This window comes from Pseudomonas sp. H26/SER47-MNA-CIBAN-0231 (assembly GCF_040310465.1).
Lineage (GTDB): Bacteria > Pseudomonadota > Gammaproteobacteria > Pseudomonadales > Pseudomonadaceae > Aquipseudomonas > Aquipseudomonas atacamensis.
In genome coordinates this window covers 398,425-410,413 of the sequence record NZ_JBEOPW010000003.1, presented here as the reverse complement: position 1 = coordinate 410,413, position 11,989 = coordinate 398,425, and the positions used below count along the sequence as shown (strand labels likewise).

12 protein-coding genes are annotated in these 11,989 nt (G+C 60.8%); 10 read left to right on the top strand and 2 right to left on the bottom strand.

Features of this window, described 5'->3' with window-relative positions:
* Positions 1-85 precede the first annotated feature (85 nt).
* The 7 genes from AAEZ10_RS07190 to AAEZ10_RS07160 all read left to right on the top strand — a co-directional run bounded on the left by AAEZ10_RS07190 (position 86) and on the right by AAEZ10_RS07160 (position 7,352).
* Positions 86-391, top strand: coding sequence for a c-type cytochrome (locus AAEZ10_RS07190; protein WP_016772347.1), 306 nt, complete (start codon positions 86-88; stop codon positions 389-391).
* A 30-nt stretch (positions 392-421) separates the two neighbouring features.
* Positions 422-1,033, top strand: coding sequence for a c-type cytochrome (locus tag AAEZ10_RS07185; RefSeq protein ID WP_016772348.1), 612 nt, complete (start codon positions 422-424; stop codon positions 1,031-1,033).
* 199 nt (positions 1,034-1,232) lie between these two features.
* Positions 1,233-1,874: a thiol:disulfide interchange protein DsbA/DsbL gene (locus tag AAEZ10_RS07180; RefSeq protein WP_016772349.1), complete on the top strand. Its 642-nt coding sequence runs from the start codon at positions 1,233-1,235 to the stop codon at positions 1,872-1,874.
* Positions 1,875-1,888: 14 nt separating this feature from the next.
* Positions 1,889-2,767: an endonuclease/exonuclease/phosphatase family protein gene (locus AAEZ10_RS07175; protein ID WP_024014985.1), complete on the top strand. Its 879-nt coding sequence runs from the start codon at positions 1,889-1,891 to the stop codon at positions 2,765-2,767.
* A complete protein-coding gene (locus AAEZ10_RS07170; protein ID WP_130928316.1) occupies positions 2,764-4,779 on the top strand; it encodes a GGDEF domain-containing protein in 2,016 nt (671 codons plus the stop codon). Before AAEZ10_RS07175 ends, AAEZ10_RS07170 begins: the two co-directional genes overlap by 4 nt.
* A 101-nt stretch (positions 4,780-4,880) precedes the next feature.
* Positions 4,881-5,663: an N-acetylmuramoyl-L-alanine amidase gene (locus AAEZ10_RS07165; protein ID WP_350568571.1), complete on the top strand. Its 783-nt coding sequence runs from the start codon at positions 4,881-4,883 to the stop codon at positions 5,661-5,663.
* A gap of 75 nt (positions 5,664-5,738) precedes the next feature.
* Positions 5,739-7,352 carry an EAL domain-containing protein gene (locus tag AAEZ10_RS07160; RefSeq protein WP_024014982.1) on the top strand — a complete coding sequence of 538 codons (1,614 nt, stop codon included), beginning with the start codon at positions 5,739-5,741 and terminating at the stop codon, positions 7,350-7,352.
* Here the strand turns inward: AAEZ10_RS07160 and AAEZ10_RS07155 are convergent.
* The gene (locus AAEZ10_RS07155) at positions 7,349-9,139 is read right to left on the bottom strand and encodes an ATP-binding protein (protein WP_122751329.1); all 1,791 of its coding nucleotides are present in this window, start codon (positions 9,137-9,139) and stop codon (positions 7,349-7,351) included. The genes AAEZ10_RS07160 and AAEZ10_RS07155 overlap by 4 nt on opposite strands.
* 10 nt (positions 9,140-9,149) lie before the next feature.
* On the bottom strand, positions 9,150-10,496 hold the full coding sequence (algB, locus tag AAEZ10_RS07150) for a sigma-54-dependent response regulator transcription factor AlgB (RefSeq protein WP_024014980.1): 1,347 nt from the start codon (positions 10,494-10,496) through the stop codon (positions 9,150-9,152).
* Positions 10,497-10,924: 428 nt separating this feature from the next.
* On the opposite strand from algB, the gene AAEZ10_RS07145 reads away from it, so the two are divergent.
* The 3 genes from AAEZ10_RS07145 to AAEZ10_RS07135 all read left to right on the top strand — a co-directional run bounded on the left by AAEZ10_RS07145 (position 10,925) and on the right by AAEZ10_RS07135 (position 11,915).
* On the top strand, positions 10,925-11,209 hold the full coding sequence (locus AAEZ10_RS07145; RefSeq protein ID WP_024014979.1) for a hypothetical protein: 285 nt from the start codon (positions 10,925-10,927) through the stop codon (positions 11,207-11,209).
* Positions 11,210-11,283: 74 nt separating this feature from the next.
* Positions 11,284-11,448, top strand: coding sequence for a DUF1328 domain-containing protein (locus tag AAEZ10_RS07140; RefSeq protein ID WP_003177151.1), 165 nt, complete (start codon positions 11,284-11,286; stop codon positions 11,446-11,448).
* A 2-nt stretch (positions 11,449-11,450) separates the two neighbouring features.
* The gene (locus tag AAEZ10_RS07135) at positions 11,451-11,915 is read left to right on the top strand and encodes an inhibitor of vertebrate lysozyme family protein (RefSeq protein WP_016772356.1); all 465 of its coding nucleotides are present in this window, start codon (positions 11,451-11,453) and stop codon (positions 11,913-11,915) included.
* Positions 11,916-11,989: the final 74 nt, after the last annotated feature.

The following is an 11,989-nucleotide window of genomic DNA, read 5'->3' as shown; positions in this document are numbered from 1 at the left end:
CAGCGAAGGATGAAGTTCACGAGAGCGACAGACTTTGATTGCGCATTAGAACGCAGAACGCTCTCAACCCTGAAAAGGTCGTTTTATGACGAAATGGCTGCTGGCTGCCGGAGTCTTGATGCCGCTTTACAGCGCACAGGCTACACAGGATCCGGAAGCTGTGTACAACCGTGTTTGTGGTGCCTGTCATTCCGGCCAACTACCCATGGCGCCCGCAAGAGGCGATCAGGAAGCTTGGACGCCGAGGTTGGCGAAAGGTATGGGGACGCTGGTGCAACACGTGACCCAGGGTTTCAAGGCGATGCCGCCGCGTGGTTTGTGCATGGACTGCAGTGCCGAGGATTACCAGGCCATCATCCTGTGGATGAGCGAGAGTAAGCCCGGTCCATAACTTAACCCTTAGCCGTAGTTGGATTAGCTGATGAACAAATTGATCGTGAGTCTGCTGTTGACCGTGGGAATTTCAGGTGTCGCCCATGCTGCCGGCGATGCCGCAGCAGGCCAGGCCAAAGCTGCCGTGTGCGGAGCCTGTCACGGCCCGGACGGCAACAGCATGGCGCCAAACTTTCCGAAACTGGCAGGTCAAGGTGAACGCTACCTCGACAAGCAATTGCACGACATCAAGTCGGGCAAGCGCGTGGTGCTGGAAATGACCGGGCTGCTGACCAACCTGAACGATCAGGATCTGGCCGACATCGCCGCGTACTTCGCCAGCCAGAAAGGCAGCGTCGGCGCCGCCGATCCGAAGATCGTCGCTCGCGGTGAAGCGCTGTTCCGTGGCGGCAACCTGGAAAAAGGTCTGCCAGCCTGCACCGGCTGCCACTCGCCGAACGGCTCCGGCAATGCCGCCGCAGGCTTCCCACACTTGGGTGGCCAGCACGCTCAATACATCGCCAAGCAACTGACCGATTTCCGCAAGGAAGACGGCGGTCGCGCCAACGACGGCGACGCAATGACCATGCGCACCATCGCACGCAAGCTGAGCGACGAAGACATCGCTGCGGTTTCCAGCTACATCCAGGGCCTGCACTGAGGCCCTTATTCGAGGGTTGCACGAGGCGCGTAACGCCTGCGACGTTAACGCTCGATTAATCCTTCGCAGCAAGTATAAAAAGGGTGGCTTTGGCCGCCCTTTTTTGTGGCCGCTGCCGTTACACTACAGCACTCATGCCCGCCAGGATCTGTGTCGCAACAGGTCGAGCGAGGCGACCCAAATTGTTCAGGAGTAAAGCATGCGTAATCTGATCATCAGCGCCGCCCTCGTCGCTGCCAGCCTGTTCGGCGTCACCGCCCAGGCCGCTGAAGCCCCTGCCGCCCCTTACGTCGAACTGGCCAACCCGGTGCCGGTGGCAAAGCCTGGCAAAATCGAAGTGGTCGAGCTGTTCTGGTACGGCTGCCCGCATTGCTACGCTTTTGAGCCAGTGATCAATCCATGGGTTGAAAAACTGCCGTCCGACGTCAACTTCGTGCGCATCCCCGCCATGTTCGGCGGCCCATGGGACGCTCACGGTCAGATGTTCCTGACTCTGGAAGCCATGGGTGTCGAGCATCAGGTACACAACGCCGTGTTCAACGCGATCCAGAAAGAGCACAAGAAGCTCACCGACAAGAACGACATGGCTGACTTCCTCGCCACTCAAGGCGTGGACAAGGACAAGTTCCTCGCCACTTTCGACTCGTTCGCTATCAAAGGCCAGATCGTCAAGGCCCGTGAGCTGGCGAAGAAGTACGAAATCACTGGCGTGCCAACCATGATCGTCAATGGTAAATACCGCTTCGACATCGGCTCTGCCGGTGGTGCCGAGCAAGCATTGAAGCTGGCTGACGATCTGGTCGCCAAAGAGCGAGCGGCTAACAAGGCTGCTGCCAACTAAGCGCGGCATTCGCCATGCGCCGCTGGAAGTCCGAACGCATCGTTGGCCTGCATGATCCGCAGGTCAACGAGCATCATCTGGCGTCTACGGGCCTGCCCGCAGACCAGCGTCTGCGCTTGCTCAGCTTCAACATTCAGGTCGGCATCAGCACCGAGCGCTATCGACATTACCTGACCCGCAGCTGGCAGCATCTGCTGCCGCACACCGGGCGCTCCGGCAATCTGCAGAAGATCGGTGACCTGCTCGGCGACTTCGACCTGGTCGCGCTGCAGGAAGCCGATGGCGGCAGCCTGCGTTCAGGCTACGTCAATCAGGTCGAACATCTGGCCCACCTCGGCGCCTTTCCCTACTGGTATCAACAACTCAATCGCAACCTCGGTCGACTGGCCCAGCACAGCAATGGCGTGCTCAGTCGCCTGAAGCCGTGGGCGATCGAGGATCACCCGCTGCCCGGCCCGAAAGGTCGCGGCGCGATCCTGCTGCGCTTCGGCGAAGGTCCGGAAGCGCTGGTGGTGGTGATGATGCACCTGGCCCTCGGCGCGCGGACGCGCAGCCTGCAACTGGCCTACATTCGTGATTTGATCAGCGGGTACAAGCATCAGGTGCTGATGGGCGACATGAATACCCATGCCAGCGACCTGCTCGAACACTCGCCGTTACGCGATCTCGGCCTGCTGGCCCCGCAGGTGGAAGCGACCTTCCCCAGCTGGCGCCCACAGCGTTGCCTTGATCATATTCTGCTCAGCCCGACCCTGACCCTGGAAAAGGTCGAGGTGCTGGCCCAGCCCATTTCCGATCACCTGCCGGTCGCGGTGGAAATTCGTCTGCCGGGTTCGCTCACGGCCGACGCATTGCCCGCGTTGAGCCCTGCCCCTCGCGGAACCTGTGAATGAGCGACGACGCCCAGCGCTGGAAAGAGAAGTACCTCAAGAGCATCGAACAGCAGGACAAGCTCGAACGCCGCTGGGCCGCGCGACTCGACCTGCTGCGGCGCGGTCTGGTGCGCAGCACGCTGGCGGCCGAGGGCACCGACAAGGCTGTTGATCAGTGCATGAAAGAAATGCGCGAAGTCGTGCGCACCGATGACATGGACGCCGGCCTCGCCGCCCTGCTGCCGCGTCTGGAAAAAGCCGTGCTCGACTCCGAGCAGCGCCGCGAGACCCGCATCGATCAGGTCAGCACCGCGCTGACCGCGCTGGTCACCCAGTTGCAGGCTTTGCCGCTGCCGCGCGAAGTCGCGCAACCGCTGAAGAAATTTGCCAAACAACTGGACAGCCGAGTCGGTCAGGCGCGGGAAATGCCACTGCTGCTGAGCGAACTCAGTGGCTTGCAGGGCAAGGCCTTGAGTCAGTTGGAAACGCCTGCCGAGCCGGGGCGGCCGGGGTTGTTGCAGCGTTTGTTTGGTAGTCGCGACAGTGAAGAAACCGTTGCACCGGCGGCCGACATACCAGCAACACCAGTGCCGCAGCTGGTCGAAGCTCAGCAGCCTGAACCGGAGCCTGCGCAATCGGCACCGGTGGCCAACGCGGAGCCAGCGATCGCAGCGCCCGAGACCATCATCGAAACGCCCGCCCAGACGCCGCCTGATGAGCCGCAAGTCGTTGCGTTCGCTGCGCCTGTGGTCGTCGTTGAAGCCGAGCCAGTGCAGGTTGAACCAGCCGCTGACACCGAGATAACCGTCGCTGCGCAAGTAACCGAAGCACTCAACCCCGACGAACTGATCCACCCCGACGATCCGTCGCCGCTGCTCCTCGACAGCCTGCCCTTGCCCGAGCCGATCGCTCAGGCCTTGGCCGCCATCGACCCGGAGCAGTCGGAGCACGACATCCTCTTCGCTCTGCCGGATTCCCCGGAGCCGTCCTACAGCTCCGTAGCCAGACATATCGAAGACACGCTGATCGGCCTGCTCGACGACCTGACCCTGCCCGAGCGTCATCGGCCGCAAGCCGAAGCCATGCGCGAACGGCTCAAACACGGGCTGAACTGGTACGAACTGTTGCCGATCCTCGACGATCTCGCGACTTTAATGCTGGCGATTACCGACAGCGGTCAGCACGAATTCGAAGCCTATCTGCAGCAACTCAACGAACGCCTCGAAGCGTTTCAGAGCAACCTGCAAGCGGCCAGCGAAGGGCATGCCGACAATAGCTCGGCGGCGCGGGCCATGGACACGCAGATTCGCGAGCAGGTCGACGGCTTGCAGAGCAGCGTCCAGCAAGCAGCCGACCTCGATGACCTCAAGCATGTGCTGGAGAATCATCTGGAAGGCCTGCTGGGAACGATGGATCAGCACCAGAAGCAGCGCGACGCCCGCGAGCAGGAAGTCGCCGCCAGGTTGAAGAGCCTGTCGGAGCGCGTGGCGCATATGGAACAGGAAGCCATGGGCTTCCGTGAACACCTTGAAGAGCAGCGGCAGAAAGCCCTGATCGATCCGTTGACCGGCCTGCCCAACCGCGCGGCGTGGAGTGAACGCCTGGAGCATGAGATCCAGCAATGGCAGCAGCACGGCAACACCCTCAGCCTGGCCATGCTCGACCTCGATCACTTCAAGCGGATCAACGACAGCTACGGCCATCTGGCCGGCGACAAAGTGCTGAAGATCATCGCCACGGTATTGCGCAAACGCCTGCGCGGCTCGGATTTCATCGCCCGTTTCGGCGGTGAAGAGTTCGTGCTGTTGCTGCCCGCGACGCCACCAGCGGTGGGCGCGAAACTGCTGGAAACCCTGCGCGCGGCGATCGAAGCCTGCCCGTTTCATTTCAAGGGCGAGCGAGTGACCATCACCATTTCCATGGGACTCGCGTCATTTCGGGTGGGAGAACACAGCGATCTGGTGCTGAAAAGAGCCGATCAGGCGCTGTACCGAGCGAAAAACGCCGGGCGCAACCGAGTCGAGCTCGGCTAAGGCAATTGTTCCATTTTGTTTAAATCCGCCCGCTGGCGGACTCTGAGCAAATCCGTACGTTACACTGTTGCATTATCGTTTTCAGCGTATCGTCCTCTGCCATGAAATTCCTTGCCCTTGTTGCCTCGTTGTTCGTCCTCGCTGGTTGCGCCAGCGGCCCGCGTTACGACACCAGCCACCCTTCGGCCAATTACGACAGCCGCATCCAGTTCGTTGTGGTGCATTACACCTCCGCGTCTCTGGAGCGTTCGCTGCAATTGCTGACCCATGGCGACGTCAGTAGCCATTACCTGATTGGCGATGACAAGAGCGCCACCGTGTACAAGCTGATGGACGAAAACCAGCGCGCCTGGCACGCCGGCGAAAGTCAGTGGCAGGGCCGTACCTGGCTGAACTCCAGTTCCATCGGCATCGAAATCGTCAATCCCGGCTACAAGGACACCCCGACCGGGCGCCTGTGGTATCCGTACAGCGAAGCGCAGATCCAGTCGTTGACCACCCTGCTCAAGGACATCAGCAAACGCAACGGCATCAGCCCGCGGCACATCATCGGTCACAGCGACATCGCGCCGTTGCGCAAGCTTGATCCGGGGCCACTGTTCCCCTGGAAACGTCTCGCCGCCGAAGGCCTTGGCCTGTGGCCGAACGAGCAAGCGGTGGCGCGTCAGCAGGCTATTTTTAACAGCAACCCGTTGCCGGAGATCGGCTGGTTCCAGGCGCAACTCGCGCGTCTGGGTTACGACACACCGCAGACCGGCGAGCTGGACGTCGCCACGCGGCATGTCCTCGCCGCGTTCCAGATGCATTACCGCCCTGCCCGCTTCGACGGCACGCCGGATGCACAAACCGCGGCACTTCTTTTGGTCCTCAATCAGACAAAATAATGACGCCCGCCCGACGGTCAGGGCGAAATCGCAATCAGCAGCTATAACTCATGGTAATTCTTCGGAAAATCCCTGATGGCTGCGACCCGAGAGACGCTGCGTAGCTGGTTTTATCGCCCTGTTTTTTTGGCGATGATCGCGGCTGTCCTCAGCGCCAGCCTGCTGATTGCAGGCGGTATGTTCGCGGCGATGCGCCAGATGGAAATGCGCGAGAGCCAGGAAATGAACGCCCAGGGCGAGCGTTTTCTCGCGCGCCTCGAACAATTGTTCGGCCAGTTGCGCGAAAGTCTCGACGACCTTGAAGCCCAGCCCTTGCGCGGCTGCGACGAAGAAATGATCGCGACTCTGCAGCAAGTCACCTTCAACTACCGCTTCGTCTACGAAGCCGCGTACATGGACGCCTCGCGGTTCTGCTCCAACCGTCCGCGCCAGGAAGGTCTGTCGTTGGTGCGCGCGCCGGACATTCAGGGTCCGACCTACAGCTATTGGCTGAACACCACCACCGAACCCGATGAAAATCGCGCGGCGCTGATGCTCGGTCGCGGCAACTTTCGTGTCGCGACCTCGCGCGGGCATTTGACCGACATGGTCGATCTGTCGCCCGGCAGCAGCCTGCTGGTGGTACTCGATCACGGCACTCGCGCGATTCCGGTGCTCGGCACCGCACAGACCTGGCCACCGACCGAACCCTGGCCACCGAAGAGCCCTGATGCGCTGCAAGTCACGCAAACGCGGCTGATCTATCGCATGCCCACCGACAACCCGGAATACCAATTGGTGCTGATTACGCCGCGCACGGGCATGCACGTCCCGGCGGTGTGGTGGTGGCTGTTGCCGGTGTGCCTGATCGCCGGCGCCGTTGTCGGCTTTCTGACCTTGTTGCTGGTGCGTCAGCGCCAGTCGCTGGATGCCGAGCTGCACGGGGCGATCCGCCGGGGTGAGTTGCAGGTGCTGTATCAGCCGATCTTCGATCTCGACAGCCGCAACTGCGTCGGTGCCGAAGCGCTGCTGCGCTGGCGGCGCCCGGACGGCACGCTGACCAGCCCCGACCTGTTCATTCCCATGGCGGAGAACACCGGGCAGATCCGGCAGATGACCGACTTCGTCTTGCAGCGTCTGCTCGAACAGCTGGGCCAGTTACTGCGCGCCAATCCGCAGCTGTATATCTCGGTGAACCTCGCAGCCTGCGATGTCATGGTGCCGCGCATCGGCCAGGTCATGGCGCGGCTGCTCGCGCTGCACCGTGTCGCCGCGCGGCAGATAGCCTTCGAAGTCACTGAGCGGGGCCTGATTGATGTGGTGGTGGCGCGGGAAAACCTGCAAGCCTTGCGCGACGTCGGCCATCAGGTGCTGATCGATGATTTCGGCACCGGCTATTGCAGCCTCGCCTATCTGCAGACCTTGCCGGTGGACTGCCTGAAGATCGATAAGGCGTTCATCGATGCGCTCGGCCATGACGCAGCGAGCAGCGGCGTCGCTCCGCACATCATTCACATGGCGCAGGCGCTGGATCTGAAAGTGATTGCCGAAGGCATCGAGCTGGAATCCCAAGCCGCACTGCTCAGCAGTGAGGGAGTCAAGTTCGGTCAGGGCTGGCTGTTCGCTCACGCACTGAGCGCCGTGCAGTTCATTGAACTGATCACCCGTGGACGACGCCTGGCCGGACGGCGTATGGACGATGAAGCCTAAACCGCCAGCGCCATGTAGAACTGGGTGCCCTGCCCCGGCCGCGAATAAACGCCCATGCGCCCGCCGTGCAACTGGACGATTTCCTTGCACAGCGCCAGGCCAAGCCCGGCACCGCCCTTCTTGCGCCCGACCTGCACGAACGGCTCGAAAATCCGCCCCTGCTGGCCGTAGGCAATGCCTTCGCCATTGTCTTCGACACTGATGATGACCCGCTCGCCATGGCGGCGCGCCTGCAGACGGATCTGCCCGTCGCGGGCAGTGTGCCGCAGGGCGTTGTCGATCAAGTTGTCGAGGACGCGATCAAGTTGCGCCTGATCAGCCTGCAACCTCGGCAGCGGGCCTTGAATCTCGACGTTCAGCGCAACACCTTTGGCCGCAGCCACGTCGGCAAAGCGCAGTTGCGCCTGCTCCAGCAGGTCCTCAATGGAACATGGCGCCAGGGTGAGTTTCTGTAGACCGTTCTGGTAGCGCGAGAAATTCAGCAGATCGTTGATCAATTGCATCAGGCGCTGCATTTCTTCGTTGACCGTATCCAGCAGGTCAGCTTCGCGCGATTCCGCCGGGAACTTGGCCCGCTCGCGAAACAGCCCGAAGGCCATGTGCATGCCCGTCACCGGCGTACGCAGTTCATGGGACGCGCGCAAGACAAACTCACTGCGTACGCGCTCGAACGCGCGTTGCTCGGTAACGTCGTGCAGCACCATCACCGCGCCGAGAATATGCCCCTGGGTATGACTGACCGGCGTCAGGCTGTAGGTCAGCAGGCGCGATTCGCCATCGACTTCGATGCTCAGATCTTCCGGCGCGCGCTCCAGCGTGCCGCCGCGCAGGACCAATTGCAGTTGCGCATCCAGCTCCGGACGGCCGAGTGCAGTACCCAGGCCTTGGCCGAGCCGGTCATCTTCCCAACCCAACTGGCGCTGAGCAACAGGGTTGAGGTGTTCGAGCTGGCCCTGGCGATCAATCATCAACAAACCGTCGTCGATACTGTCGAGCACCGCTTGCAAGCGCTGCTGACCGGCCAACAGTTCGTCGACATTCATCGCCTGGTGTTCGCGCAGCGCCTCGGCCATCAGGCCGAAGCGTCGCGACAGCAGGTTGACTTCCATGGCCGTGGAAATCGGCAGGGTCACGTCATAGTTGCCCTGGCCGATGTTGTCGGCAGCCTTGGCCAGCGCTTCGATCGGTGCGCCGAAACGTCGGGCGATGCCCTGGGCAGTGACGAAACCGATGATCAGCACCGCCAGCCCGACCAGGCCAAGCAGCCCGGCAATCAGCAAGGCCCGTTCGCGGGCAGCGTGCTGGACGGCATTGATGGTTTCCAGTGCGTGTTTGTGCTCAGCGATCAAACCGTTACGGAGAATATTGAAGCGCTCGCGGAAATCCGCACTGGTGCTGGCGTTCTTCGCCGCTTCGGCAGTCACGTCGAATGAGGCGAGGAAGTTCAGGTAATCGGCCTTGGCCTGGCGGAAACCGTAAGGCTGGCCATCGCCCTCCTGCTGCTGGGCGATGCCTTGGTCAAGCAACTCGAAGTAGTGCTGCTTGGACGCTTCGAACGCGACGGGGTCGGGCTTCTCGGCGAGCATGATGATCAATTGATCACCGAGGGTCTGGCGCAGCTTGAGGCCAAGATCCAGGGTGACGAAGTTGCTGCGCACCAGCGCTTCCTGTGACCCGGCCATCTGCATCACGCTGACCAGCCCGAGCAAGAGCCCGAGCAAGGCCACGGTGATCAACGCAGAAATGCTCAGGAACAGGCGCGTGCGCAGCTTGATCGCCAGTTTCATCGCGCAGTGCTCACAGGTTGTACTGCTTGCGTTTGCGATACAGGGTCGAGGCGTCGATGCCGAGGGTTTTCGCCGCTTGATCCAGAGTGCCGGCGGTGGCCAGCACCGCGCCGATGTGCGCTTTCTCCAGCTCGTCCAGGCTCAGTGCCGCGCCGACCCGTGGCGCGTTGTTGGCCGGTTGTTCGGCCATGCCCAGGTGGCTGATTTCCACGCGTTCCTGCGGGCAGATGATGCTGGCACGCTCGACGACGTTGCGCAGTTCGCGAATATTGCCCGGCCAGCGATAACCGAGCAGTGCTTCCCGCGCCTCATCGCTGAAGCCGCGCGCCGGGCGTGCGTACTCTTTGACGAAACGCGCAAGGAAGCGATCGGCGAGGGTCAGGATGTCTTCGGCGCGCTCGCGCAATGGCGGTAGATGCAGGGTGATGACGTTGAGGCGATAGAGCAGGTCTTCGCGGAAACGGCCGTCGCGGACCATGTCTTCGAGGTTGAGGTTGGTGGCGGCGAGGATGCGCACATCGGCGCGGCGAGTGACCGGGTCGCCGACCCGCTCGTATTCCTTGTCTTGAATGAAACGCAGCAACTTGGGTTGCAAAGTCAGCGGAAAGTCGCCGATCTCGTCGAGAAACAGCGTGCCGCCGTCGGCCTGGTTGACCCGACCCAAAGTACTTTCGCTGGCGCCGGTGAACGCGCCACGGCTATGGCCGAACAGCTCGCTTTCCATCAGCTCGGCAGTCAGCGACGGGCAGTTGATAGTGACGCAGGATTTCTTCTCGCGCTTGCTCCAGCCGTGGATCGCACGGGCCAGCTCACCTTTACCCGTGCCGGACTCGCCAAGGATAAGAATGTTGGCGTCGGTGCTTGCGACCTGCCGGGCCGTTTCCAGCACGACTTTCATCGCCGGGCTGTGGGAATCGAGACCGTCTTTCGGTTTGCGGATCTCGCCTTCCAGCGCTTCAAGGCGCGCGGAGAGCTGGCGCACTTCCAGCTGCTTGGCGGTGGCCAGGCGCAGTTGATCAGGGCTGCATGGCTTGACCAGATAATCGGCGGCGCCAGCCTGGATGGCATCAACCGCGGTGTCGACCGCCGAATGGGCGGTGACGATCACTACGCGCATCCACGGCGCCTGAATGCGCATCTGCGCGAGGACGTCGAGACCGTTGTCCTCGCCCAGGCGCAAATCAAGGAAGCACAGATCGAAGACCTGACGTTGCAGCAAAGCATCGGCCTGGGCTGCGCTATTGGCAGTGGCTACCGTATAGCCTTCGTCTTCGAGGCAATAACGAAACGTACGCAGGATGGCGGATTCATCGTCCACCAGCAGAATGCGGCCTTGTTGCTCAGTGGCAGATTCCATTTTTCCTACGCTCCATAGTGATTAGTCTTGGGTTAGTCCCGGAAAAATCGGGCAAGTTGCATGGTTGATTCTGAACGATACCAGCCATAGGAGGGTAGCTCTCTACTGCCATAACGGCCAATTCATTGATTTCTTTGAGTTTTAAAACATTCTGCGTTTTGCAGGGCAGATCCTGCGTCCTCTTCTGACATCTGCGTACCGGTAGCAATTCCATATCATCGAAATTTCCCACGAAATAATCGTGCATTGCGCACGACCGCAGAAGAGCCATCGTGCAGGATGCGTCTTAGGAAATTTCTCAAACACTCCTAACCCGTTGTTTTCATTGGTTTTTTTATAGATGAAAAAACTGGCATGCAGGCTGCAATACCTCACTCAGCCCGGGCAGAACAGCACTGCCCCAACCGAACAAGCGTGAGGAACACAGGATGACTCGCCCAATCGCCGCCCAAGTACGTATTTCGCCACTGCAGATCCAGCAAGGTCTGTTCGGTGTACTGGCGTTGCTGATCACCCTGATCGTCTGCCAGCAGTACATGAGCTGGGAAAACAGCCGTAAACCCGAGCCACTGATTTCGATGCAGCACAGCACTCAAACGCACTTCAGTGCCGTGAGCAGCAGCCAGGCTGAAAACGCTTCGATGCACATGATCGATGTCGACCAGGCGCAACCGCTGGATCAATTGCCACGGGAAGAGCGCTGGGTTTTCTAAGTCAGTGAATACATTCAGGCGCGTAGCGTCGGAAACCGGAAATACCCCTAAATAGAGAAGTAAGGAGAATCACCATGTTGAGCTGGGCAATTACATTCTTGATCATTGCCATCATCGCCGCCGTTCTGGGCTTCGGTGGTATCGCGGGCACCGCCACGGGTATCGCCAAGATTCTCTTTGTCGTGTTCCTGGTGATGTTCATCGCTTCCTTCTTCTTTGGCCGTCGCGGCCGAGGTTAACGATGATCGGTCTCAAGACATTGGCCGCCGCCCTGCTTCTGGGCGGCAGTGCCATGGCCATGGCGGCCAATGACGGCCAGACCCGGGTCAACGAACTGCTCGCCTCCGACGCGCAGTACCGTGAAACCTGGGAAGGCGTGATCAAAAAGGAAGAGCGCGTACCGGAATGGGTGATCAACCTGTCCGGCACTTCCGAGCAACAGATGCACGCCGTTACGGAAGATGGTGATCAGTATCTGGTCGGCCCGCTCTGCGAGAGTCAGGACAAGTGCCTGAATCACCGCTTGATCGTGGCCTTCAGCTTCGACAAGGATGACGCCTACGCCATGCTGGTCGATGTGCCGGAAGGTCTGCCGCAGGACAAGTCGCCGACGCGCCACGCGACTTATCGCTTCTTCGGCAAACCTGATCAGGGCATGCAGGATCTGCTGATGGAAACCCTGAAGAAAGATCCGAAGTGGTACTGACGCAGGACGCGCAAAGGTTTCGAACACGAAAGCAGCGCCCCGCTGCTTTCCACTGCGCCGCCCGATGAGGGTCG